18 protein-coding genes are annotated in these 24311 nt (G+C 59.6%); 12 read left to right on the top strand and 6 right to left on the bottom strand.

The genetic code is table 11. The features are described 5' to 3' along the window. Nucleotides 1–34: 34 nt before the first annotated feature. The 10 genes from GXB78_RS03095 (at nucleotide 35) to GXB78_RS03050 (ending at nucleotide 13052) form a co-directional block, all read left to right on the top strand. Entirely contained in the window at nucleotides 35–904 is an 870-nt protein-coding gene (locus tag GXB78_RS03095) for an esterase/lipase family protein (RefSeq protein ID WP_329514580.1), read from the top strand. 96 nt (nucleotides 905–1000) lie between these two features. After that, nucleotides 1001–1282 (top strand): peptidylprolyl isomerase, encoded by a 282-nt coding sequence (locus tag GXB78_RS03090; RefSeq protein WP_041478733.1) that lies wholly within the window; start codon nucleotides 1001–1003, stop codon nucleotides 1280–1282. Nucleotides 1283–1413: 131 nt separating this feature from the next. Then, nucleotides 1414–3282: an extracellular solute-binding protein gene (locus GXB78_RS03085; RefSeq protein WP_329514122.1), complete on the top strand. Its 1869-nt coding sequence runs from the start codon at nucleotides 1414–1416 to the stop codon at nucleotides 3280–3282. Continuing rightward, complete coding sequence (locus GXB78_RS03080; RefSeq protein WP_329514120.1) at nucleotides 3282–4343, top strand: microcin C ABC transporter permease YejB; 1062 nt, start codon at nucleotides 3282–3284, stop codon at nucleotides 4341–4343. The genes GXB78_RS03085 and GXB78_RS03080 overlap by 1 nt, the downstream gene beginning before the upstream one ends. Further along, nucleotides 4343–5365 (top strand): ABC transporter permease, encoded by a 1023-nt coding sequence (locus GXB78_RS03075; RefSeq protein ID WP_329514118.1) that lies wholly within the window; start codon nucleotides 4343–4345, stop codon nucleotides 5363–5365. The genes GXB78_RS03080 and GXB78_RS03075 overlap by 1 nt, the downstream gene beginning before the upstream one ends. A gap of 9 nt (nucleotides 5366–5374) precedes the next feature. Continuing rightward, nucleotides 5375–6949 (top strand): ABC transporter ATP-binding protein, encoded by a 1575-nt coding sequence (locus GXB78_RS03070; protein WP_329514116.1) that lies wholly within the window; start codon nucleotides 5375–5377, stop codon nucleotides 6947–6949. A 132-nt stretch (nucleotides 6950–7081) separates the two neighbouring features. Continuing rightward, nucleotides 7082–8488 carry a sigma-54 interaction domain-containing protein gene (locus tag GXB78_RS03065; RefSeq protein ID WP_329514115.1) on the top strand — a complete coding sequence of 469 codons (1407 nt, stop codon included), beginning with the start codon at nucleotides 7082–7084 and terminating at the stop codon, nucleotides 8486–8488. 285 nt (nucleotides 8489–8773) lie between these two features. After that, the gene (locus GXB78_RS03060) at nucleotides 8774–10165 is read left to right on the top strand and encodes a GntP family permease (protein ID WP_329514114.1); all 1392 of its coding nucleotides are present in this window, start codon (nucleotides 8774–8776) and stop codon (nucleotides 10163–10165) included. 7 nt (nucleotides 10166–10172) lie between these two features. After that, nucleotides 10173–10946, top strand: coding sequence for a 3-hydroxybutyrate dehydrogenase (gene hbdH / locus GXB78_RS03055; protein ID WP_329514113.1), 774 nt, complete (start codon nucleotides 10173–10175; stop codon nucleotides 10944–10946). 150 nt (nucleotides 10947–11096) lie between these two features. Beyond that, entirely contained in the window at nucleotides 11097–13052 is a 1956-nt protein-coding gene (locus tag GXB78_RS03050; RefSeq protein WP_329514112.1) for an acetoacetate--CoA ligase, read from the top strand. A gap of 48 nt (nucleotides 13053–13100) precedes the next feature. Here GXB78_RS03050 and GXB78_RS03045 read toward each other — a convergent pair whose 3' ends face one another. The 3 genes from GXB78_RS03045 to GXB78_RS03035 form a co-directional block, all read right to left on the bottom strand. After that, nucleotides 13101–15395 (bottom strand): hypothetical protein, encoded by a 2295-nt coding sequence (locus GXB78_RS03045; protein WP_329514111.1) that lies wholly within the window; start codon nucleotides 15393–15395, stop codon nucleotides 13101–13103. After that, nucleotides 15392–16858, bottom strand: coding sequence for a hypothetical protein (locus tag GXB78_RS03040; RefSeq protein ID WP_329514110.1), 1467 nt, complete (start codon nucleotides 16856–16858; stop codon nucleotides 15392–15394). Before GXB78_RS03040 ends, GXB78_RS03045 begins: the two co-directional genes overlap by 4 nt. Before the next feature lie 135 nt (nucleotides 16859–16993). Then, nucleotides 16994–18103 (bottom strand): PilT/PilU family type 4a pilus ATPase, encoded by a 1110-nt coding sequence (locus GXB78_RS03035; protein ID WP_329514109.1) that lies wholly within the window; start codon nucleotides 18101–18103, stop codon nucleotides 16994–16996. A gap of 109 nt (nucleotides 18104–18212) precedes the next feature. On the opposite strand from GXB78_RS03035, the gene GXB78_RS03030 reads away from it, so the two are divergent. Together GXB78_RS03030 and GXB78_RS03025 are read left to right on the top strand one after the other, a co-directional pair. Then, nucleotides 18213–20750: a PAS domain-containing hybrid sensor histidine kinase/response regulator gene (locus tag GXB78_RS03030; protein ID WP_329514108.1), complete on the top strand. Its 2538-nt coding sequence runs from the start codon at nucleotides 18213–18215 to the stop codon at nucleotides 20748–20750. 51 nt (nucleotides 20751–20801) lie between these two features. Beyond that, the gene (locus GXB78_RS03025; protein WP_007912322.1) at nucleotides 20802–21077 is read left to right on the top strand and encodes a peptidylprolyl isomerase; all 276 of its coding nucleotides are present in this window, start codon (nucleotides 20802–20804) and stop codon (nucleotides 21075–21077) included. Between the two features lie 116 nt (nucleotides 21078–21193). Here GXB78_RS03025 and GXB78_RS03020 read toward each other — a convergent pair whose 3' ends face one another. The 3 genes from GXB78_RS03020 to GXB78_RS03010 all read right to left on the bottom strand — a co-directional run bounded on the left by GXB78_RS03020 (nucleotide 21194) and on the right by GXB78_RS03010 (nucleotide 24266). Continuing rightward, nucleotides 21194–22114 (bottom strand): sugar kinase, encoded by a 921-nt coding sequence (locus GXB78_RS03020; protein ID WP_329514105.1) that lies wholly within the window; start codon nucleotides 22112–22114, stop codon nucleotides 21194–21196. A 134-nt stretch (nucleotides 22115–22248) separates the two neighbouring features. Continuing rightward, nucleotides 22249–23463: an amino acid deaminase gene (locus GXB78_RS03015; protein ID WP_329514104.1), complete on the bottom strand. Its 1215-nt coding sequence runs from the start codon at nucleotides 23461–23463 to the stop codon at nucleotides 22249–22251. A 38-nt stretch (nucleotides 23464–23501) separates the two neighbouring features. Continuing rightward, nucleotides 23502–24266, bottom strand: coding sequence for an IclR family transcriptional regulator (locus GXB78_RS03010; RefSeq protein ID WP_041478714.1), 765 nt, complete (start codon nucleotides 24264–24266; stop codon nucleotides 23502–23504). Nucleotides 24267–24311: the final 45 nt, after the last annotated feature.

The raw sequence follows: 24311 nt of genomic DNA, 5'->3' as shown, positions 1-24311 counted from the left end.
TTTCCCCATGAACTTCTACGAAAAAGGTAAGAACATGCAACGGAATGCTACAACTCGTTATCCCATCCTGTTGGTCCACGGTCTGTTCGGGTTCGAGCGTATCGGTCATTTCGAGCTGTTCCATGACGTCAAGTCCGCGCTGAAAGCGGCTGGCTGTCGATTGTTTGTTCCACACCTTTCGGCCACCCACGACAATGAAATGCGGGGTGAGCAATTGCTGTCACAGATGGCCTGCGTGCTGCGAGGCACGGGCGCGAAGAAAGTCAACCTTATAGGACACAGTCAGGGCGCACTCGCTGCACGCTATGCGGCGGCGCTTGCCCCAAACGTCGTCGCTTCGGTCACCTCCGTCAGTGGTCCGAACCATGGTTCGGAGCTCGCCGACTTCCTGCGCAAGGCACTTGTCCCAGGCAAGCTGCCGGAAGTCGTTGCACAAAACGTGGCGACGCAATTTGCTGACTTGCTGTCGCTGCTCAGTGGCAGCGTGGCACTGCCGCAGAATGCGGTGGCCGCACTCAACGCACTGACCACCGTCGGCGTCGGTCAATTCAATGACAAATTTCCACAAGGGCTGCCGCAAACCTGGGGCGGCCAGGGCCCTGAGCAAGTCAACGGCGTGCGCTACTACTCGTGGAGCGGGGTTGTCCCGCAATCCAGGCTGCCAGCGCTGGAGCCGGTCCAGGCAATCTGCCGGGTCCTGTCGCAATATTTCACCACCGAACCCCAACAGAATGACGGTTTCGTCGGACGCTTCAGCAGCCATCTCGGCCACGTGATCAGCTCTGATTACCCAATGGATCATCTGGCGAGTTTGCGGCGAAGTACGGGTGCAAACGCGTCTTCGCCGGATCCGATCGAGCTGTATGTCGAGCACGCCCGGCGCCTGCGGGCGGCGGATCTTTGAGTAGAGTCAGGGAAGCAGAATGGAACTTTGCCGAGAATTCGCCCACTGATTCCGGTAGGCTCCACCTTTTATTGAAACAGTTCGGAGATTTCCCCCATGGCTAAAGCCACTGCCCGCCACATCCTGGTTTCCAGCGAAGACAAGTGCAACGAACTCAAGGCTCAGATCGAAGCCGGCGCCGATTTCGCTGAAGTCGCCAAAGCCAACTCCACCTGCCCGTCCAGCCGTCAGGGTGGTGATCTGGGTTCGTTCGGCCCTGGCCAGATGGTCAAGGAATTCGACACCGTGGTGTTCAGCGCGCCGATCAACGTCGTGCAAGGCCCGGTAAAAACCCAGTTCGGTTATCACCTGCTGGAAGTCACCAGCCGTCAGGACTGATTCGTCGTCCGATTGCTGACAACGGCCCGCCTTCTGGTGGGCCGTTGTGTTTCAGTTACATATACGGCTGGCGAGTGGCGCGCGGCTCGCGTACAACTTGCGCTTATCGATTTTGCGTTCCAAGGCTGACGATGCGACTGGTTTTTCCCACACTGATGCTCACCGCCCTCGCCCTGCTCACAGGTGCCGCCGGTGTGACCGCTGCACCGCAACACGCACTGACCGTTTATGGCGAACCAGCCAAGTACCCCGCCGGTTTCAGCCATTTCGACTACACCAATCCGCAAGCGCCGAAGGGCGGGACCATGCGTCGCTCGGCCATCGAAATCGGTCACTTCGACCATCTGCTGCCTTATATAGACAAAGGCATCGGCGTGACGCAGATCGACGGCCTGCTGTATTCGCCGCTGGCACAGCGCTCGCTGGATGAGCCTTATACCGTCTACGGTCTGGTCGCGGAGAAGATGGAGCGCTCGGAAGACGGTCTGTCGCTACGTTTCTTCATCAATCCGAAGGCGCGCTTTGCCGATGGCAAACCGATTACCGCCGAGGACGTTCGCTATACCTATGACCTGCTGATGACCCAGGGCAGCCTGCGTTATCGCACCCAGTTCGCCGACGTCAAAGGCGTCGAGGTCGAGGCGCCGCTGACCGTGCGCTTTGACTTCAAAAGCAACGAAAACCGCACCCTGCCGCTGGATATCGCGACCCTGCCGGTGTTCCCTGAACATTGGTGGAAGAGTCGCGATTTCGCTGGCGGCGGCGGCTATGAACCGCCACTGGGCAGTGGGCCGTATCGGGTCGGCAAAGTCGACTCCGGGCGCAGCATCACCTTCGAACGCAATGGCGACTGGTGGGGCAAAGACCTGCCGGTCAGTCGCGGCCTGTATAACTTCGATCATTTCAGCATCGAGTACTTCGGCGACACCGACGTCGCCCGTCAGGTGCTGCGTGGCGGCGCCTATGACTACAACCGCGAGTTTTCCGCGACCGGCTATTCGATTGGCTACGACAGCCCTGCCCTCAGCGACGGCCGTTTGCAAAAAGCCCACCTGGCCACTGAAGCGCCGCAGTCGGCCCAGGGTTTTGTGTTCAATCTGCAAAAGCCGATGTTCCAGGACCGTCGCGTACGCCAGGCGCTGGCGATGCTCTGGGATTTCGAATGGAGCAACCGGCAGATGATGCGCAACGTCTATATCCGCCAGCAGAGTTACTTCTCCAACACCGACCTCGCGGCCCGACAGTTGCCCGACGCACAGGAACTGAAAATCCTCGAACCACTGCGCGATCAGATTCCTGAAGAAGTGTTCACTAAAGTCTTCGAAGCGCCGAAGACCGATGGCAGCGGCATCATTCGCGACAAGCAGTTACAAGCGCTCGATTTGCTCGAGCAGGCCGGCTGGAAACCGGATGGTGATCAACTGGTCAACAGCGCCGGCGAGCCTCTGAGCTTCACCTTTCTGGTCAGCCAGAACGGCATGGATCGCCTGCTGCTGCCATACAAGCGCACGCTGAAGCAGATCGGCATCGAGCTCAACATCCGCCGCATCGACGCCTCGCAGTACGTCAACCGCTTGATGAGCCGCGACTACGACATGATCGTCACCGGCTACCCCGTCACTACGTCTCCGGGCGGTGAGTTGCTCAACTACTTCGGCTCGGCAGCGGCCAACGATCCGGGGGCGAACAATTACATGGTGCTGAAGAATCCGGCGGTCGACACTTTGATCAACGGTCTGATCCGCGCCTCTACTCAGTCGGACATGCTGCATTACGCCCACGCGCTGGACCGGGTCCTGCAATGGAATTACTACTGGATTCCCAATTACTACCCTCCCGGTACTTCGACCGTATGGTGGAACCGCTTCGGCATACCCACGGTGCAAGCGAGCAATGACGAAGCCATCGAGAGCTGGTGGGAAATCAGTCGGACACCACTGACCAATCAGCAGATGACCGCTGAGAAAATCAGTCGCAGCAGACCCGGAGGGCCGCACTGATGTGGGGTTACATACTGCGGCGCCTGCTGCTGATCATTCCGACGCTGGTGATCATCCTGCTGGTCAACTTTGTCATCATTCAGGCCGCGCCCGGCGGGCCGGTGGAACAAGCCATCGCCCATCTGCAAGGCATCGGCGGTGCCAGTGTCGGCGGTGGCGCCAGCGAGACTTCCAGCAACGCTTCGCGCGCCAGCCGTGGCCTCGATCCGCAGCTGATCAAGGACATCGAAAAGCAGTACGGCTTCGACAAGCCTGCTCACGAACGCCTGTGGCTGATGTTGAAAAACTATGCGCAGCTGGATTTCGGCAAGAGTTTCTTTCGCGGCGCAACGGTGACCGACCTGATTCTGGAAAAGATGCCGGTCACCATCTCACTGGGCTTGTGGGCGACGCTGATCACCTATCTGGTGTCGATCCCGCTGGGCATCCGCAAGGCTGTGCACCACGGCAGCCACTTCGACATCTGGAGCAGCACGGCGATCATCATCGGTTACGCCATGCCAGCCTTTCTGTTTGCGATGTTCCTGATCGTGGTATTTGCCGGCGGCACTTCGCTGAACTGGTTTCCGGTGCGTGGGCTGGTTTCGGACAACTTCGAATCGTTGTCGACACTCGGCAAGATTGCCGATTATTTCTGGCATCTGGTGTTGCCGGTCACCGCACTGGTAATCGGCGGATTCGCCACCCTGACCATCCTGACGAAAAACTCGTTTCTCAATGAAATCACCCGACAGTATGTGGTTACGGCTCGGGCCAAAGGTTTGAGCGAACGCCGCGTGCTCTATGGCCATGTATTTCGCAACGCCATGCTGTTGGTGGTTTCGGGGATTCCTCAGGTGTTCATCAGCGTGTTCTTCGCCGGTTCGCTGCTGATCGAAGTGATTTTTTCCCTCGATGGCCTCGGACGCATGAGTTACGAAGCGGCGGTATCGCGGGACTATCCAGTGGTGTTCGGCTCGCTGTTCATCTTCACCCTGTTCGGCCTGCTGATAAAGCTCATTGGCGACCTCTGCTACACCCTGGTCGATCCGCGTATCGACTTCGCTGCGAGGAACGCCTGATGTTCAAGCTCTCGCCGCTGGGTCGGCGCCGTTTCGAGCGTTTCAAGAAAAACCGTCGCGGCTGGTGGTCGCTGTGGCTGTTCATTGGCCTGTTCATGCTGACGCTGGGCGGCGAGTTGATCGCCAACGACAAGCCGCTGGTGGTCAGTTATCAGGGCCAGTGGTATTTCCCGGTACTCAAGCGCCACACCGAACAGGAGTTCGGCGGGCAACTGCCGTTTCAGGCCGATTACCGCAGCGATTACGTGCAGAACCTGATTCGCAAGGACGGCGGCTGGTTGCTGTTCCCGCCGATTCCGTTCAGCGACGACACACCCAACTATGACCTGAACAAACCCGCGCCGAGTCCGCCGACTTCGGTCAACTGGCTGGGCACCGACGATCAGGCGCGCGACGTGCTGGCGCGGGTCATCTTTGGCGCACGGGTGTCGATTCTGTTTGCCCTGATGCTCACATTTGTCAGCGCGCTGATCGGCATCGCTGCCGGCGCGTTGCAGGGTTATTACGGTGGCTGGGTCGATCTGCTCGGGCAGCGCGTGCTGGAAGTCTGGTCAGGGCTGCCGGTGCTGTATCTGTTGATCATCCTCTCCGGTTTTGTCGAGCCGAATTTCTGGTGGCTGCTGGGGATCATGGCGCTGTTTTCCTGGCTGGCGCTGGTGGACGTGGTGCGCGCCGAGTTCCTGCGCGGGCGCAATCTGGAATACGTCAAAGCCGCACGCGCCCTCGGTTTGACTGACCGCAAGGTGATCTTCCGGCACATCCTGCCTAACGCGATGAACGCGACGCTGAGCTACCTGCCGTTCATTCTGACCGGGGCGATTTCGACGCTGACCGCGCTGGATTTCCTCGGCTTCGGCATGCCGGCCGGCAGCGCTTCGCTGGGCGAACTGATCGGTCAGGGCAAGCAGAACCTGCAAGCGCCATGGCTCGGATTGACTGCGTTCTTCACCCTGGCGCTGATCCTGTCCTTGTTGGTATTCATCGGCGAAGCGTTGCGTGACGCTTTTGACCCTCGATCCTGAAGCGTGACCATGACTGAAAACCTGATTGAAATCCGCAACCTCAATGTCGCCTTCCATGGCCAGACCGTGGTACGTGACCTGTGCCTGGATATCCGCCCCGGTGAATGCCTGGCGCTGGTCGGCGAATCAGGCTCGGGGAAATCGGTGACTGCGCATTCGATCCTGCAACTGCTGCCTGACACTGAAGCGCAGACCCGAGGCAGCATCCGCTATCGCGGCCAGGAACTGCTCGGTGCTGATCCGAAGGTCCTGCGAGAACTGCGCGGCAATCGCATCGCGATGATCTTTCAAGAGCCGATGACCTCGCTCAATCCATTGCACACCATTGAAAAGCAAATCGGCGAAACCCTGTTGCTGCACCGCGGTCTCGGCGGCAAGCAAGCGCAACAGCGCATTCTCGAATTGCTCGGGCTGGTTGGCATCCAGAAGCCCAGGGAACGCCTGAAAGCCTATCCGCATCAGCTCTCTGGCGGGCAACGGCAACGGGTGATGATCGCCATGGCCCTGGCCTGCGAACCGGAGCTATTGATCGCCGACGAGCCAACGACAGCACTGGATGTCACCGTGCAGCGCAAGATTCTGGTGTTGCTCAAATCCCTGCAACAGCGCCTCGGCATGTCGCTGCTGCTGATCAGCCACGATCTCAATCTGGTGCGCAGCATCGCGCAGCGCGTGTGTGTGATGAAGGCCGGTGAGATTGTCGAGCAGGCGCCCTGCGAAACCCTGTTCACCGAGCCGAAACACCCTTACAGCTGCGTGCTGTTGAACGCTGAGCCGGAAGGTGAAGCCCTGCCCCGCGACGAACGTGAAAACGTGCTGGAAGTGGCTGACCTGCGCGTCGATTTCCAGGTCGGCGGCGGACTGTTTCGACGCAAGCAGTATCTGCGCGCAGTCGATGGCATCAGTCTGGACATTCAGCGCGGCAAGACTCTGGGCATTGTTGGCGAGTCCGGGTCCGGCAAGTCGACGCTGGGTCAGGCGATTCTGCGTTTGCTCGATTCTGAAGGCAGCATCCGCTTTCAGGGCGAAGCGCTGGACGGTCTCAATCAAAAGCAACTGCGCCCGTGGCGCAGGCAGATGCAGGTGGTTTTTCAGGACCCGTTTGGCAGCCTCAGCCCGCGCATGTCGGTGGCGCAGATCATCAGCGAAGGCCTGGAAGTGCATTGCGAGTCGACCGCTAACGAATGCGACGAGCAAGTGGTTCGCGTGCTCAAGGAAGTCGGCCTCGACCCGGAAAGCCGCCATCGCTACCCACATGAATTTTCCGGCGGCCAGCGCCAGCGCATCGCCATTGCCCGGGCCTTGGTGCTGAAACCGGCGCTGATCCTGCTCGATGAACCGACCTCCGCACTCGACCGCACTGTGCAGAAACAAGTGGTCGCCCTGCTCCGTGATCTTCAGGAAAAATACGCTTTGACCTACCTGTTCATCAGCCATGATCTGGCGGTAGTGCGCGCGCTGGCCCATGACATGATCGTGATCAAGGACGGTAAGGTCGTCGAGCGTGGTGTCAGTCATGAGGTGTTCGACAACCCGCAGCATCCGTACACCAAAGAGCTGTTGGCGGCGGCGCATCCGGGGTAGGTTTTTTTCTGCTAATTCGCGGCGTGGCATTCGCGAGCAGGCTCGCTCCCACATTGGGATGCAGTCCCCTGTGGGAGCGAGCCTGCTCGCGAAGGGACCGGTACCGGCAACAAACAATCAGGACCAGACTCGATGAACACCACCGAAAGCCTCAAGGACTACCAACGGGTGCGCACCCTGGCGATCCGTTCGCTGTTCGAGATCATCGAGCAATCCAGTGAGGGCACGGTGATTGTTGACCGCGATGCGAATATCGTCTGGATGAACGAACGCTACGCCCGGCGCTTCGGTCTCGATTCAGCGGCAGGCGCTATCGGCAAACCCTGCGAAAGCGTGATCCCCGGCAGCCTGCTGCGCGAAGTGGTGCGCACCGGTCGGCCGATTCTGCTGGACATGCAGGACACGCCAAAGGAACCGCTGGTGGTGATGCGCCTGCCGATCCACGACGATGCCGGCAGCGTCATCGGCGCCATCGGCTTCGCTCTGTTCGACGAGTTGCGAACGCTGTCGCCGATGCTCAAGCGTTACCTGAGCATGCAGGAAGAACTGGCCTCGACCCGTTCGCTGCTGCGGGCGCGGCAGACCAAATACAACTTCGCCCATTTCATCGGCACCAGCGCCGCCAGCCTCGAAGTCAAACGCCGCGCCCGACGCAGTGCCAGCGCTGATTCGCCGGTGTTGCTGCTCGGCGAAACCGGCACCGGTAAAGAGTTGCTTGCCCAAGCGATCCACAGCGCCTCACCACGCGCGCACAAAGCCTTCGTCAGCATCAACAGCGCGGCAATTCCCGAGGCGCTGTTGGAAGCCGAGTTTTTCGGCACGGCACCCGGCGCCTTTACCGGCGCCGACCGCAAGGGCCGCACCGGTAAATTGCAGATCGCTCAGGGCGGCACACTGTTCCTGGATGAGATCGGCGATATGCCGCTGCCGCTGCAAAGCAAACTGCTGCGAGTGTTGCAGGAAAAGGAGTTCGAACCGGTCGGCTCCAATGAAGTGATTCAAAGCGATGTGCGGGTAATCGCCGCGACGTCGACGGATTTGCAGGCGGCGATCAAGCGCGGCGAATTTCGCGCCGATTTGTACTACCGCCTAAATGTGCTGCCGATCCAGGTGCCGCCGCTGCGTGAACGTCTCGATGATCTGCCGGCGCTGAGCGAGGCGATTCTCGAAGAACTGCGCAGCCAGCATGAATTGCACCACGATGCGCTGGCGCTGCTCGGCCAGCATGCGTGGCCGGGCAATATTCGCGAGTTGCGCAATGTGCTGGAGCGGGCAGCATTGCTCAGTGATGACTTGCAGCTGACCGAGCAGGATATTCGTGGGGCGATCGGGGCGTTTACACCAGTTGAGCGGACGGCCGAACCGAGCACGCAAGCGCCTGTCGGCGAGACCTTTGCGCAGGCGCGGGCGCGGTTTGATCGGCAGTTGATCGAGTCGACCCTGGCGCAATGCGCGGGGAATGTGCCGGAAGCTGCGGTTCGGTTGGGGCTGGGGCGGTCGACGTTGTACAAAAAAATGGTGGCATTGAAAATCGTTTGAGTCTCACTTAAGAGACAGCGATCTCTTTTGTTAGATAGATTCTTCAAGATCGAAAGATCGCAACCTTCGGCAGCTCCTACAGAGTAAATACGACATTCCGTGTAGGAGCTGCCGAAGGCTGCGATCTTTTGGTCGTCTCACAATAGAGACAGACTCTCCAAGACTCGACCCCATCCACATGAAATATTCATATATTTCAGCGAGTTATCTAATTGGCACAGTAATCGCTATAGCCTCTCCACACCCGTTCCACCCATAAAAACAACAATCCTGGAGAGACACACCATGAGTGTGATCATTGCCTTGGCAGCCCTGACGCTGCTGATGCTCGCCGCTTACCGTGGCTACAGCGTTATCCTCTTTGCCCCGATCGCTGCCCTCGGCGCGGTCCTGCTCACCGATCCGTCCGCCGTCGCGCCCGCGTTTACCGGGGTGTTCATGGATAAAATGGTCGGCTTTATCAAACTGTACTTCCCGGTATTTCTGCTCGGCGCGGTGTTCGGCAAGCTGATCGAGCTGTCCGGCTTCTCGCGCTCGATCGTGGCCGCCGCGATTCGTTTGCTCGGCACCAGACAGGCGATGCTGGTGATCGTGCTGGTCTGCGCCCTGCTCACTTACGGCGGCGTGTCGTTGTTCGTTGTGGTCTTCGCCGTTTACCCGTTCGCCGCCGAGATGTTCCGCCAGAGCAATATTCCCAAGCGTTTGATCCCGGCGACCATCGCCCTCGGCGCGTTCTCTTTCACCATGGATGCCCTGCCCGGCACACCGCAGATCCAGAACATCATCCCCAGCACCTTCTTCAACACCACCGCGTGGGCGGCGCCGTGGCTGGGGGTGATCGGCACGATTTTCGTGTTTTGCGCCGGCATGCTGTTTCTTCAGCGCCAACGCAACAAGGCGCAACGTGCCGGCGAAGGCTACGGCACTGAGCTGCGCAACGAACCGGAAACCGCTGAAGATCTCCAGCTGCCGAACCCGTGGATTGCGCTGTCGCCCTTGCTGGCGGTGGGCATCATGAACCTGCTGTTCACCCAGTGGATTCCGCAGTGGTATGGCAAGACCCACAGCCTCGCGCTGCCGGGCATGGCCGCGCCGGTCACCACCGAGATCGCCAAGCTGACGGCGATCTGGGCGGTGCAGGCGGCGTTGCTGGTCGGCATCCTCATGGTGTTGGCGTTCGGTTTTCAGGCAATTAAAAGCAAGCTCGCCGAAGGCAGCAAAAGCGCAGTCAGCGGTGCGTTGCTCGCGGCGATGAACACCGCGTCCGAATACGGTTTTGGTGCGGTCATCGCCTCACTGCCCGGCTTTCTGGTGTTGGCCGACTGGCTCAAGCAGATTCCCAATCCGCTGGTCAACGAAGCCATCACCGTGACGCTGCTCGCCGGCATCACCGGTTCGGCTTCGGGCGGCATGAGCATTGCGCTGGCGGCGATGTCCGAACAGTTCATCAGCGCGGCGCACGCGGCGAATATTCCGCTGGAAGTGCTGCACCGCGTGGCAGCAATGGCCAGTGGCGGCATGGATACCCTGCCGCACAACGGCGCGGTAATTACGCTGCTGGCGGTGACCGGGCTGACCCACCGCGAAGCCTACAAAGACATTTTCTGTATTACGCTGATCAAGACGCTGGCGGTTTTCGTGGTGATCGGCACTTTCTACGCCACTGGCATTGTGTGAGGTATTCATGACCACTCTTTCCGGCAAGACAGCTTTGGTAACCGGGTCCACCAGCGGCATCGGTCTGGGCATCGCGCTGAGCCTGGCAAAGGCTGGCGCCAATCTGATTCTCAACGGTTTCGGCGACGCCTCCAAGGTGATCGCCGAGGTCGCACGGTTCGGCGGCAAGGTCGGGCATCATCCCGCCGATGTCAGCGACCCGGCGCAGATCGCCGAGATGGTCGCTTACGCCGAGCGTGAGTTTGGTGGCGTCGATATTCTGGTCAATAACGCGGGCATTCAACACGTTGCGGCAGTGGAGGAATTTCCAGTGGAACGCTGGGATTCGATCATCGCGATCAACCTGTCTTCGGTGTTTCACAGCACTCGCCTGAGCCTGCCGGGCATGCGCCGGAAAAACTGGGGACGCATCATCAACATCGCCTCGGTGCATGGCCAGGTCGGTTCCACCGGCAAAGCCGCGTACGTCGCCGCCAAGCATGGCGTGATCGGCCTGAGCAAAGTGGTCGGGCTGGAAACCGCGACCAGCAACGTCACCTGCAATGCGATCTGCCCGGGCTGGGTGTTAACGCCACTGGTGCAGAAGCAAATCGATGATCGCGCGGCCAAGGGCGTCGACCCGCAGCAGGCGCAGCATGATCTGCTCGCCGAGAAACAGCCGTCGCTGGAGTTTGTCACGCCGCAGCATCTGGGTGAGCTGGTGCTGTTTTTGTGCAGCGAGGCTGGCAGCCAGGTGCGCGGCGCGGCGTGGAATATTGATGGTGGGTGGTTGGCGCAATAAACACCTGACCATTGTGGGAGCGAGCCTGCTCGCGAATGCGGTGTATCACACACAGTTCGGGATACTGAGACAACGCTTTCGCGAGCAGGCTCGCTCTCACAGGGAATGATCTCCCTGGCCTGTACGAATCCGATAAGAAGAGGCAACCCCATGTCCGACATCCTCTGGCAACCCGACGCCCAGCGTATCGCCCGCTCGCGGATGGACGCGTTCCGGCGTGAGGTCAATCAGCGGCATTCGCTGCAGCTCGATGGCTACCCTGCCCTGCACCAATGGAGCATTGAGCAGCGCCCGGCCTTCTGGCAGGCGATCGTCGATTTCTTCGACATCCGTTTCCACACCCAACCCGACGCCGTTTTGCGCGAAGGCGCAGAAATGCCCAGCGCCGAGTGGTTCCCTGGCGCGATGCTGAACTTCGCCGAACACCTGCTGCGCCGTCGCGACGATGCGGTGGCAGTGGTCGCCGTTGCGGAAAATGGCCAGCGCGAACAACTGACCTGGGCCGAACTGGCCGAGCACGTCGCCGGTTTCCAGGCCAGTCTGCGTGCGGCCGGCGTTGCGCAAGGCGATCGCGTAGCGGCGTGCATGCCCAACACCTGGCAAACCCTAATAGCGATGCTGGCCACCACCAGCCTCGGCGCGATCTGGTCGTGCTCGTCGCCAGACTTCGGCACCCACGGCGTGATCGATCGCTTCGGCCAGATCGAGCCGAAATTTCTGCTCACCTGCGCCGGTTATCAATACGCCGGGAAAACCCTCGACCAGACCGCCAAGCTCAACGAAATCCTTGCGCAACTGCCGTCGCTGCAGCAGTTGATCATCGTGCCGTATTCCCGTCCGCAAGCGCGCATTGACGACTACCAGACCGACGCCGAAGTCACCCTGTGGCAGGATTTCTACGAACCGGGTGGCGAGCCGGATTTCACCCCGGTGCCGTTCAATCATCCGCTCTACGTGCTGTACTCCAGCGGCACCACCGGCGTGCCGAAATGCATCGTTCACAGCACCGGCGGCGTGCTGCTGCAACACGTCAAGGAACATGGCTTGCATTGCGACCTCGGTGCCGGTGATCGCCTGTTCTATTACACGACCTGCGGCTGGATGATGTGGAACTGGCTGGTTTCGGCGCTCGCGGTTGGCAGCGCCGTGGTGCTCTACGACGGCTCGCCATTTCATCCGGGCCCTCAGCGTCTGCTCGACCTGATCGACGACGAACGCATCAGCGTGTTTGGCACCAGCCCCAAGTTCCTTTCCACATTGGAAAGCGGCGGCGCCAGACCCCTTGAAAGCCATGATTTGAGCAGCCTCAAAACCCTACTCTGCACAGGCTCGGCGCTGTCGCCGCAAAGCTACGATTTCGTTTATCGCGACTTCAAGACCGACGTGTGCCTGGCATCGATGTCCGGCGGCACAGACATCGTTTCCTGCTTCGTCAACAGCAATCCGCTGTCACCGGTGAGGCGTGGAGAAATCATGGGCAAGAGCCTGGGCATGGCTGTCGAGGTGTGGAACGACGCTGGTCAGCCAGTGAGCGGTGAAAAAGGCGAACTGGTCTGCACCCGGCATTTTCCGGCGATGCCGATCGGCTTGTGGAATGATCCTGACGGCACAAAACTGCGCCAGTCCTATTTCAGTCTCTTTCCTGGCTTCTGGGCGCAGGGTGACTACGCCGAACAATTGCCCCATGGCGCAATGATGATCCATGGCCGCTCGGACGCGGTGCTGAATCCGGGTGGCGTGCGCATCGGTACAGCGGAAATCTATCGTCAGGTCGAGAAGATCACCGAGGTACTGGACAGCGTCGCCATAGGTCAGCAATGGCAGGATGATGTGCGGGTCGTGCTGTTCGTGCGTCTGCGCGATGGCGTCGAACTGGATGAAGGGCTTGAGCAGCGAATCCGCGAGGTGATCCGCGCCAATACCACGCCGAGGCATGTCCCGGCGCGGATTGTTGCAGTGACGGACATACCGCGCACCATCAGCGGCAAAGTCGTGGAGCTGGCGGTGCGCGATGTCGTGCACGCAAGGCCGGTGAAAAATACCGATGCACTGGCCAATCCCGAAGCGCTGGATCAGTATCGGGATAGGCCGGAACTGGCTGATTGAAATTGGCACTGACGCCCTCATCCGACAGGCTGGCGGCAGTGCTTTTGATCAGCGAGGCTTGTTCAAGGTAATGACTACCGGCTCGCCAATCGCCCTGCCTGCACTGGCCTCGAGGGCACGGTCAAGAACAGTCATGTTTTGGTCGAAAGTGACCTTGTCAGTGACCAGTTGACTCAGCAATGAGGTGACCAGCGTGAGCGAGTCGGCATTTTCGAAGGCTCTGGACGGGGCATAACAGTCAGTGCCGCTCTGCGACTCCGCCAGGCAACCTGCCCCCAGATTGAGCAATGCGGACACATCCAGCTGCTGTCCGCTGTCACTGGCATGCACGGCGTCGGTGGCATAGCCGACATCGTCGGTTTGTGCGCTGGCGTGGAACAGCTCATGGATCAGGTCGTCGGCGATCACGTCGTGGTTAAACCCCATGCTGACGAAGTGTCGATTGAAGTTTTTCGTGTAGATTTCAACAAACGCTATAGCGCAATCACCGCTCGAACCCGCGTCTTTCCAGCGCTGGTAATTGTTTGCATCGAACGATGCCAGGGTGTCGTTGATCTTGAGGCCGTCGAGAACCATGTTGCTCAAGGAGAAACCGGCGAAATCGAAGCGGATCAAACGCAAATAGTTCACCAGCCGATCGGTGGACACCTGAGAAGCATCGCCGAACACGATCTTCATCAGCGCGTCGCGATCGCGTTTGAAATCATGACGGTTGAAGATTTCCAGTGCGTTGTCGATCTTGGCCCGTGCGCGGGGCAGGCTTTGCTCGATGAACTTGCGCGTGTAACTGAGTGGCAAAGTGCGCGGCGAAGCAGGCAGCTGCAAGGGGGCTTGATACGCAAAACCCTCCAGAGACTTGCCCCACAAGTTGCCGCGTCGATTCAGCGAGTACCATTTGTCCCCACTGCGCGCGGCCAGCACGGCGACGGCGTCATGCGTAGCCCCGCGTGGCCTCCAGTTCCCCAACCCGAATTGCGCGTTATCGGCCGCTTCGAGCAGATCATAGGATTGCCGGCGACCGCTGATCCTGTGCAATTGACCACTGGCCAGAGTAATCAGGTCATGAGTGTTCTTGTTGAACCGCAGCAGGCCCTTGTGCACCAGTTTACTTCCCGCCTGCAGACCAGAGGGCACACCGTCGAAGGGATTGAAAAGCGAGATGGCCGAAGTAAACGCCAGCCGGGTGAAGCGCGCGGCCCTGGCAGTAGTGGAAATGGCCCGGGCGGAAATACTCAGCGCCTTCGAGCTGGCGCCAGCCACTGTTCCCACCAGGCCGATGCCGTCCATCAAACATCCGTAAACCCCGTCAACCATCTTGTTGTGTTCGCCCGAGGCGATGTCCTCAATGCACTTTTTGAACGGCACCAGCAGGTCGATGAAGTAAGTCAGCAAGCGTTCGCCCTCTTCCCGGGAGAGTTCGAGCGGCGTCGGTACTCGCACGAGCTCTCTGAGCTCAGTTTGATTCAGGAACGGTCTGTTCTCGGCGAGAAACAAGGCGATGCGCACGATGTCAGGGTCGTTGAATTTCTGATAAAACCCTGGCTGCAACTGCGTAGACTGCGCTGGTGCTTTCAGCGCGCCGAAATAATCGATGATCGCCATACTGCTGCTAATCGAAGCGTCCTCGGCCGCAGCATGGGTATAGCGCCTGATGTTCAGCGGAACGCTTTGGGTTACGGTGTTGCTCAGGGGCGTCGTCATATTGGCACTGGCGCTCATTCTTGAGCGTTGCTGAAGCTTTCTTTCCCGCCTGATGAAAGCACCCAGCGCATCATTCTTTCGGATTTCTGCACGCGAGGTGAATAGTTCATAACAGAGACCGCCGTATTCATCAGACGTATACATCACAACACCGAAGCGTCCCGTGGCGGCATCCCGGCTTTGTTGTGTTTCTTGTCCAAGCCCTACATTCAAAGGTCCGCCGGCCCGGCGCGTAGTGACATAAGATGCAGATTCGCGCACGGTGAGAAAATGAATGTCGGCATTCATGAAGACTTGCAGATCCGCTTCCGGCATTTGTGCCAACGCCAGCTTGATGGCAGACATCATGCCGCCATTCACCGCTTCGAAATGCACGGCCAACTGACGATCCATTTCCTCGTCACAGGATTCAATGGTCAGCAGTTGCGGATAGCGCTGATAAATACTGATACCCGCAGGGTTGTAGTTGATCGCCGGCTGCAGCAATCCGTTTACGATCAAACGTACGGTGCGCCTGTCCCACTGACCAGTGACCAGATCGCCCGACTGATGCAGCTCGACCATGGACATGATTTGCTGTCCACCTTTCTCGGACAGCGCCTTTTCGTCCAGTGTGTCGCAGCCTGGTGCAGCTTTTTTCAATTGGGCTCGGGCAATTCCGCTCGGTTGGGTAACGGTGTCGAAAATGCGCGGGCTAGCTGGGCAAATTGCTCTGCGTGGTGCTCAAACGCGTCAATCGCCCGTCGCGTACAGATTTCTTCTGTCTCTTCGAGCTCGGCTCTGGAGATAATTCGGTTGAGCAAAGCCCATTCGACGATCGGATCGATCAGCGCCAGATCGCGCATATGCTTCTGCGCTTCACTGACCGGCTCCAGTTCGCCGTAAGCGATGATCTGTGCATAGGTCAATTCCCGCGAGGCTCCGGTCTTCACCGCCTCGACCAATACAACTGCGCGACATAGCTTGATCCAGGCGATCGATCCGAGTGTGACCTCTCTCGGAATTTTCCTGACCAGAAATTCGGGCGCGTTGCATGCCAAGAGGAGATGAACCACCAAAGGCGCCAATATCGGATCTACCCAGCGCTTGTTCCGCACAAACTCGGTGTACTCCTCGAGTATCTCTGATGGATGGCGCTCAACATTGTCGGGCGAGTACAGGTCTCGCCGTTCGACCAGGTGGCGATGGCCGATCGATGGGTCCAGGTCGAGTAATATCGCGGTCATCAATAATTGGCGGAGGGTATTTTCGGAAAGCGTTTGCCCGTCATTCGCCCCGTACCAATTCAGCTCTTTGATATAACTTCTGGCTAGATCCAGCGAAACTGGATAGGCGACTAATTCAACGAGGCGCTGCGCCGCCGTTTCGTGAGATATATCCGCGCGCCCGGTGACGTTGTACAAGGCTGACAACAGCTTGCGCTTTGGCATCAATTTGGCGGTGGCACTACGAATATCTGCAAACTGTTCTTCGGATAGCGCGTTATGGCTCTGTTCACTGGATTGAAAGTGCTCCCAAAAACCAACTGGCTCCCTGACCTCGGGTGAGAACTTGAACAAACCGATCAAGTTACTGATCTTGGACTTGGTGTCAGGAAGATCGATATCATGAAACTTGAACCACTGATCCAGGGTTACATCCAGATCAGGCCATACAAAACCGCCGGCGACTGCGGCAATATCGGCGATGAGATTCACCGTCGAGCGCGTAGGTTGACTGTATTCGAAATACTGCGCCGCAACCAGATCGACCCAACCTCTGACGGCACGGACTTCCATCTTGCCTTCCGCCGTAATCCGAACCAGGCCGTTATGCTCGCGCGCCTCCTCTCGACCGATTGCACCAATGACCGGCCCGGTTTTCAGCAGTTCATTGAGCAGAAGTCTGCCGGGGTTATATATTTCATGCAGTGCAGATCCTGGTTGCAACTCTACTTCACGCCCATACCAGTCTATATCGTGTTCTTCGCGGTAATCGTTCAAAGCATCTTCCAGATGCCGAAGAACCAGACCATGCTCGGTGGCATCTGCCGCAGACCGATATTTCCATTCAGCCAGCGCAACTTTAGATGGCCGGAATACTTTGCTTTTATTTACTGCGCTCACGGTAAAACCTCATCAAACAACTAGCTGACCATTCAGCGTGATGACGTTTTTAATCAAACACACACAACCGAACCACAAGTTAATTATTAAACGTTGTTGCCGCGCGAAGTAGTCGGCGCAACCGAAGACACCAAATCAATCCATCAAACCCCACTCGCCAGCACCTGTATCTTTAACGCCCGCCTGATCGTGCTGAAGTTTGATTCGCAACTTCAGGTTATTCACCGAATCGGCATTTTTCAATGCTTCCTGCTCGTTGATGGCGCCTTCTGCGACCAGGGCAAACAGCGCCGCGTCAAATGTCTGCATACCCAGTTCGGTTGATTTTTCCATTATCGGTTTGAGTTCCTCGAACTGACCGCGGCGGACCAGATCGGCGATGGTCGGCGTGCCCAGAAGAATCTCGACTGCCGCGCGCCTTTGCCCGTCGACAGTGCGAACCAGACGCTGCGAGACACATGCCTTGAGGTTATTGCCCAATGTCTGCAAGAGCTGCTCGCGCTTTTCCTCGGGAAACATATTGATAATTCGATCGAGCGCCTGATTGGCATTGGTCGCATGTAATGTCGACAACACCAGATGCCCTGTATCGGCAAACGAGAGCGCATGTTCCATGGTTTCGCGATCACGGATTTCGCCGATCAATACAACATCCGGTGCCTGGCGCAGGGTGTTTTTCAGGGCCGCATGGAAGCTGCGCGTATCGACGCCGACCTCACGCTGATTGATGATCGAGCGCTTGTGCCGATGGATATATTCGATCGGGTCTTCGATGGTCACGATGTGCCCGGCACTGTGGCGGTTGCGATGATCGATCAATGCCGCCAGCGAAGTCGACTTGCCCGAACTGGTGGCGCCGACAAACAGAATCAACCCTCGCTTGAGCATCACCGTTTCCAGCAGCACTGGCGGCAATTTGAGATCCTCGAACCGCGGAATGTCGACCTTGACGTTGCGGATCACGATCGAAACGTCGTTGCGCTGCTTGAATATGTTGACCCGGAACCGGCCGACGCCCGCTCGGGAGATTGCCAGGTTCATTTCCAGATCCCGGTCGAACTCCCGGCGCTGCTCGGCGTCCATCAGGGAGGTGGCGATGGCCGCGGTTTCGCCGGGTTTGAATGGCTGATCGCTGAGCGCCGTCAGCACACCATCAATGCGCGCGCTCGGCGCTGCGCCGGTGGAGAGGAACAGATCCGAACCGTTTTTTTGCGACAATATTGACAACAGTGCATCGATTTCCATGGCTGAAAGCACCCGCGAAGCATTGAATGAGCAGATTTGGCCTACGCTTGGCGCGGCTCCTGCAACAATGATAGACGCCGTCTCACCGAACCACGCTCAGGATTGAAACATGAATGCTGTACCCACCACCGATGACGCTCAGGCCCTTATTGCCCGCACCGACTGGAGCCGCAGCCCGCTGGGCGCCGCGGGCACCTGGCCGCAGAGCCTGCGCACGGCAGTGGATATCGTGCTCCATTCGCCGATGCCGATGTTGCTGTTATGGGGCCCTGAGCTGACGCAGATCTACAACAATGGTTTTGCCCTGCTCGCCGGCAGCAAACATCCCGAAGCGTTCGGGCGGCCGACGCATGAGGTCTGGCCGGAAGTGCGGGATTTTTCCGAGCCGATTTATCAGGCGGTGCTCCAGGGCCAGGTGCGCAGCTTCAGCGAGCAGCGGTTCAGCGTGCAACGCGACGGCAAGAAAACCGATTTCTGGCTGGATCTGACCTACAGCCCGATTCGCGATGAAACCGCACAGGTGGCGGGGATTCTGATCACCGCCATCGAAACCAACGAACGCCGGCGCATTGCCCTGGAATTGCAGCGGCGCTCCGAGGAAAGCCTCAAGGCCCAACGTCAATCCGAAGAGCGCCTGCAATTGGCTCTGGCGGCGACCGATGCGGTCGGCACCTGGGACTGGGATATTGGCGAAGACCGGTTCATTGCTGATGCGCACTTTGCCGAACTGCACGGCGTCGATCCGGCCAGAGCCGGGCAATTGCCGATCAGCGATTACCTGCACGGCGTACACCCCGAAGACCGCGCCATGGTCGCGCGCGGCATCAAGCATTGCATCACCCACGGCACCGAATACGCTGAGGAATATCGCTTGTTGCAGGCCGATGGCACGCTGCGCTGGGTGTTCGCGCGCGGACGTTGCTACAAGGATCATCATGGCCGGCCGATGCGCTTTCTCGGCGCGGCGCTGGATCTGACCGAACGCAAACATACGGAACAGGCGCTGCGGCAGAGCCAGACCGAATTGCAGTTGATCATCAATGCGATGCCGATACTGATCAGCTACGTCGACGCCGAAGAGCGTTTCCGCCTGAACAACGCGGCCTATCTCGACTGGTACGGCCTGACTCCACAGGAGTTGTACGGGCGTACGATCCGCGAAGTCATCGGCGAAGAGGCGTATTTCCTCCGTGCGCCTTACATCGCCGAAGCGCTGGCCGGACGCTCCTGCTCCTTCAGCTTCTACACCCCACACCGCGATGGCAGCATCCGCCACGCCTTGATGAACTATCTGCCCCGCCATGGCGCGGACGGTGCAGTCAACGGCTTCTACATCTTTGTCATCGACGAGACCGAGCGCAAAAAAACCGAAGAAGCCCTGCGCAATCTCAACGAGACCCTCGAAGAGCGGGTCAGCGCCCGCACCGAGCAACTGGCTCAGGCCAACGAGCGCTTGCAGAACGAGATGTTCGAACGCGAGCGCGCCGAAGATGCCTTGCGCCACGCGCAGAAGATGGAAGCGGTCGGCCAGCTCACCGGCGGTATCGCTCACGATTTCAACAACATGCTCACCGGCATCATCGGCAGTCTGGATTTGATGCAGCGCTACATCGCCAATGGTCGCGCCGACGAGATCGGCCGTTTCACCGAAGCGGCAGTGTCATCGGCCAATCGCGCGGCGGCCCTGACCCATCGCTTGCTGGCGTTCTCGCGGCGCCAGTCGCTGGACCGCAAGCAACTTAACGTCAATGAACTGGTGCACTCGCTGGAAGACCTGATCCGCCGCACCAAGGGCGATCCGATCGAGCTGCAACTGCGCCTGCCCGAAGATGTCTGGCCGGTGAGCACCGACGTCAGTCAGCTGGAAAACGCCCTGCTCAATCTGGTGATCAACGCCCGCGATGCGATGCCGGACGGTGGCACGTTGCTGATCCAGACCGCCAACGTGTATCTCGACAGCAGCGACGTGACCATTCTCGAGCCAGTGAAGGCCGGGGAATACGTCATGCTCGCGGTCAGCGATAACGGCACCGGCATGACGCCGTCAATCCGTTCCAAGGCGTTCGACCCGTTCTTTACCACCAAGCCGATCGGCCAGGGCACCGGGCTCGGGCTGTCGATGATCTACGGTTTCGCCCAGCAGTCCGGCGGTCACGTCAGCCTCGACAGCGTGCCGGGGCAAGGCACTTGTGTGCGCCTGTACTTGCCGCGCTTGCTTGAGCCCGCGCCGGAAACCTCATCTGTCGAGACTGCCGAACCGATTGCTGCTTCATCCAATGGCGAAACTGCGATCGTGGTCGAAGATGACCCGGCGGTGCGCATGCTGGTTCTCGATCTGCTCAAGGAGCTGGGCTATAAAACCGTCGAGGCGGAGAACGCCCAGGCCGCCCTGCCCTTGCTCGAATCCGTACAACGCGTCGATCTGCTCGTCACCGATGTTGGGCTGCCCGGCATGAACGGTCGCCAGTTGGCGGAGATCGCTCGTCAGCATCGACCGGACCTGAAAGTGCTGTTCATGACCGGTTACGCGCAAATCGCGGCCGAGCGTCAGGGCTTTCTTGAAGAGGGCATGGACATGGTCGCCAAGCCTTTTGTTCTCGAAGTGCTGGCGAGCAAGATCCGCAAGTTGAGCAACCCGACCCCGTGACTTGAGGCATAATCGCGCGCCCCGCTGTCACCCGTTATCAGGTATCGCACGATGAAAGCTCAAGCCCGCCACATTCTGGTGAAAACCGCCGAAGAGGCCGAACAACTCAAACAGCGCATCGCCAAGGGCGAAGCGTTCGATGTGCTGGCGAAGAAGTTTTCCACCTGCCCGTCCGGCAAACGCGGCGGCGACCTGGGCGAAGTGCGCCCGGGGCAGATGGTCGGTGCGATTGACGCGGTGATCTTCAAGAAACCGCTGCGCACCGTACATGGACCGATCAAGAGCAAGTTTGGTTATCACCTGGTGCAGGTGTTTTATCGCGATTGACCAGCTGGCTGCCGGGCTTCTTCGCGAGCAGGCTCGCTCCCACACTTCGACCGGGTTTTCATTGTGGGAGCGAGCCTGCTCGCGAACCGATTGCGCAGCAAGCGGCCATTCTCTGATTACCTGGGGATCAGCGCTCCGGGCACCTGTATCACCCGGCTGGCCAATTCATGCCCGGCCTGCGCTGCTTCTGCCGGCGTGCCGCCGAGCAAACGCCTGGCCAGATACGCCGCGCTGAACGAGTCCCCCGCCGCCGTGGTGTCGACAACCCTGTCGACCTTCTGCGCGGGTACTTCAAACGCCTGCCCCTCACAACGAATCAGACACGCCTCGGCGCCACGCTTGAGCACTACTTCTGGCGTGCCAATCTGCGCATACGTCGCGAACACCTCGGCGCAATCGGCGAAACCGAACAGCGCCTGTTCGTCTTCCACGGTCAGCAACGCCAGATCGACATAAGGCAAGACGCTGCGATACGCCGCCCGCGCCTCTTCCACCGACGCCCAGAGACGTGGGCGGTAGTTGTTGTCGAACACAATGCGCGCATCGCGTCGTCGGGCTTCGCTCAACGTCTTGATCAGGCGGGCGCGGCCTTGCATGCCGAGTACGGCGAGGGTGATGCCGCTGAAATACAGCACGTCGTAGTGCGGCAACGCCGCGAGGATCGGCTCGGCCGCAGGAGTGGTGAAGCAATCGCGCACCGCCGCTTCGTTACGCCAGTACAGGAAACGCCGCTCGCCGTTGGCGTCGGTCTGGATGCAATACAAACCGGGCAGCCGACCGGGCAGGCGCTGCACCAGATCGAGGCCGATGCCTTCGCTGCGCCAGATCCGGCACATGGCGTCGCTGAAACTGTCATCGCCCAGCGCGGTGACGTAGTCGACTTGCGCGTTGTCGCCCAGCGCGCGGGACAGATACACCGCTGTGTTGAGGGTATCGCCACCGAAGCTTTGCTGCAGACTGCCGTCGGCGCGCTGCTGCAGTTCGATCATGCACTCGCCGATCAGGGCGATGCGCGGGGTGTTGCGAAGGATTTTCATCGAGTGTTATCTCTGGTGGTTCGGTGGTGGCTGTCCGCACGTTTTCGCGAGCAGGCTCGCTCCCACAATGGAGCGCATTGTCCTTGTGGGAGCGAGCCTGCTCGCGAATTGCCGCCGCAACGCAATCTCAAGCCTTAGAAACAAGTCTCCATGGTCTCGATGACCGCCAACTGCTCATCCACCAGCAACCCCACCCGCCACTTGTCGAACGTCAGGCACGGGTGCGAAGTGCCGAAGGCAATGATGTCGCCCACGCGCAATTCAACGCCCGGTGCCACGGTCATGAATGCATGCTGATCCATCACCGCCGTGACCTTGCACGCACCGACATCATCCCCCACCGCCGGCACCACGCCGGCCTTGTAGCGCAACAGCGGCACCGGCAAACCGGCATCGAATGCAACGTCACGTTTGCCCAGGGCGATCACCGCAAAACCCGGTTCCGGCAACGATTGCACATGAGCCCAGACTTCCAGCGCCGGGCGCAGGCCTTCGTGCAGATCGCTGCGACGCTCGAGCACGCAGCACTGCGCTTCTTTGTAGATGCCATGGTCGTGCGCCACGTAACTGCCCGGGCGCAACACGCTGAGGAATCGGCCAGCAGCGTTCTGTGTTTCGAAGGATTCGGCAATCAGGTCGTACCAGGCCGAACCCGATGCGGTGATGATCGGTTTGGCGATCGCGAAAGCGCCGCTGTCCTGCAGTTGCACTGCCAGCCGTACCAGCGACGCGGCGAACTCGCGAATGCCACTGACCGCGTGATCGCCGTGAATCACACCTTCGTAACCTTCGATACCGGTCAGGGCCAGCGCCGGTTGCGCATCGATGGCCTTGGCCAGCTCGATGACTTCCTCCTCGCTGCGGCAACCGCAGCGGCCGCCGACCACGCCGTATTCGATCATCACATTGAGCTTCACGCCCCGCGAAGCGAAGTAAGCCCCGAGGTCGGCGACATTGTCCGGATGATCGACCATGCAATAGAAATCGAATGTCGGATCGGTGAGCAGATCGGCAATCAGCGCCATGTTCGGCGTGCCGACCAACTGATTCGCCATGAGCACGCGGCGCACGCCGTGGGCATAAGCGGCGCGGGTCTGGGTGGCGCTGGCGAGGGTGATGCCCCAGGCGCCGGCATCGAGCTGACGCTTGAACAGTGCCGGGGTCATGCTGGTTTTGCCGTGGGGCGCCAGTTCCGCGCCGCTGTCGCTGACAAATTTCTGCATCCAGCGGATGTTGTGCTCCAGCGCCTCGCGGTGCAGCACCAGCGCCGGCAGGCTGACGTCGCGGGTCAGTTGCGCGCCGATGGCGGCGTCGCCTTTTTCCACGGCAGAGTTGATGGCAGTCGTCATGGTCCAATCCTCACAGTCGCGGCCGCAGGCAGCCGCGGTTATTCGTTGATCCGCCGGGCGAGGCTGTTGGCGCTCTCGATCAATACCCGGCGGTAGTCGTTGTAATTGTTTTTCGCATCGGCCCGCGGAGCGACGATGCACAGCGTGCAAATGGCCACGCCTTGCGGGTCTTTGACCGGCGCGGCGAAGCAATGGGTGAAGGTGTCGGCGACGCTGTCGAAGGAGAAGAAGCCGTCGATGCCGGCCTGACGGATCTCCGCCAGGAAGCGTTCCAGTGGCAGACGCTCGCCGTCGGGCAGGATGTAGTCGTCCTCGTCGATCAGGTCGATGATCTGCTGATCGCTCAAATGCGCGAGCAGCAGACGCCCGGAGGCGGTCCACGGGATCGGCGCGTTCTCGCCGATGTCGGAGGAGATGCGAAAATGCCGCTCGCCCTCTTTCATCAACGCCACCGTGTATTTGCGTCCGTTGAGCAGGCACATCTGCGCGGTTTCGCGGGTCTGGCTGACGATTTCCTGCAAGGCGTGATCGGCCTCGCGGCTGAGGTCGAAATGGCGCAGATGCGCCTGGCCCAGGAAGTACAACTGGCGACCCAGATAGACGTGACCGTCCTTGCCCACCGGCTCCAGAATCCGCCGTTCCAGCAGGGATGCGACCAGTTCGTACACCGTGGATTTCGGCCCGCCGATGCCGTTGGCGATGTCGTTGGGGCGCAGGGGCTGGCCGATTTCCTTGAGAAAATCGAGGATATCGAACGCCCGATCCAGACCGCGTGCCCGGCGTTTGATGGTGTCTTCGGTCATTTCAGTGGTTTCCATTCAAAGTCGCCGGATGGTAACTGGCCCTTG

Origin of the sequence: Pseudomonas moraviensis subsp. stanleyae (genome assembly GCF_036283065.1) — a bacterium.
Lineage (GTDB): Bacteria > Pseudomonadota > Gammaproteobacteria > Pseudomonadales > Pseudomonadaceae > Aquipseudomonas > Aquipseudomonas stanleyae.
This window is presented reverse-complemented; position numbering and strand designations above follow the sequence as displayed.

What these genes read in the sequence shown, in the direction of transcription:
- GXB78_RS03095 (WP_329514580.1), top strand. Translation starts at nt 35, where the DNA reads ATGCAACGGAATGCTACAACTCGTTATCCCATCCTGTTGGTCCACGGT.
- GXB78_RS03090 (WP_041478733.1), top strand. Translation starts at nt 1,001, where the DNA reads ATGGCTAAAGCCACTGCCCGCCACATCCTGGTTTCCAGCGAAGACAAG.
- GXB78_RS03085 (WP_329514122.1), top strand. Translation starts at nt 1,414, where the DNA reads ATGCGACTGGTTTTTCCCACACTGATGCTCACCGCCCTCGCCCTGCTC.
- GXB78_RS03080 (WP_329514120.1), top strand. Translation starts at nt 3,282, where the DNA reads ATGTGGGGTTACATACTGCGGCGCCTGCTGCTGATCATTCCGACGCTG.
- GXB78_RS03075 (WP_329514118.1), top strand. Translation starts at nt 4,343, where the DNA reads ATGTTCAAGCTCTCGCCGCTGGGTCGGCGCCGTTTCGAGCGTTTCAAG.
- GXB78_RS03070 (WP_329514116.1), top strand. Translation starts at nt 5,375, where the DNA reads ATGACTGAAAACCTGATTGAAATCCGCAACCTCAATGTCGCCTTCCAT.
- GXB78_RS03065 (WP_329514115.1), top strand. Translation starts at nt 7,082, where the DNA reads ATGAACACCACCGAAAGCCTCAAGGACTACCAACGGGTGCGCACCCTG.
- GXB78_RS03060 (WP_329514114.1), top strand. Translation starts at nt 8,774, where the DNA reads ATGAGTGTGATCATTGCCTTGGCAGCCCTGACGCTGCTGATGCTCGCC.
- hbdH (WP_329514113.1), top strand. Translation starts at nt 10,173, where the DNA reads ATGACCACTCTTTCCGGCAAGACAGCTTTGGTAACCGGGTCCACCAGC.
- GXB78_RS03050 (WP_329514112.1), top strand. Translation starts at nt 11,097, where the DNA reads ATGTCCGACATCCTCTGGCAACCCGACGCCCAGCGTATCGCCCGCTCG.
- GXB78_RS03035 (WP_329514109.1), bottom strand. Translation starts at nt 18,103, where the DNA reads ATGGAAATCGATGCACTGTTGTCAATATTGTCGCAAAAAAACGGTTCG.
- GXB78_RS03030 (WP_329514108.1), top strand. Translation starts at nt 18,213, where the DNA reads ATGAATGCTGTACCCACCACCGATGACGCTCAGGCCCTTATTGCCCGC.
- GXB78_RS03025 (WP_007912322.1), top strand. Translation starts at nt 20,802, where the DNA reads ATGAAAGCTCAAGCCCGCCACATTCTGGTGAAAACCGCCGAAGAGGCC.
- GXB78_RS03020 (WP_329514105.1), bottom strand. Translation starts at nt 22,114, where the DNA reads ATGAAAATCCTTCGCAACACCCCGCGCATCGCCCTGATCGGCGAGTGC.
- GXB78_RS03015 (WP_329514104.1), bottom strand. Translation starts at nt 23,463, where the DNA reads ATGACGACTGCCATCAACTCTGCCGTGGAAAAAGGCGACGCCGCCATC.
- GXB78_RS03010 (WP_041478714.1), bottom strand. Translation starts at nt 24,266, where the DNA reads ATGACCGAAGACACCATCAAACGCCGGGCACGCGGTCTGGATCGGGCG.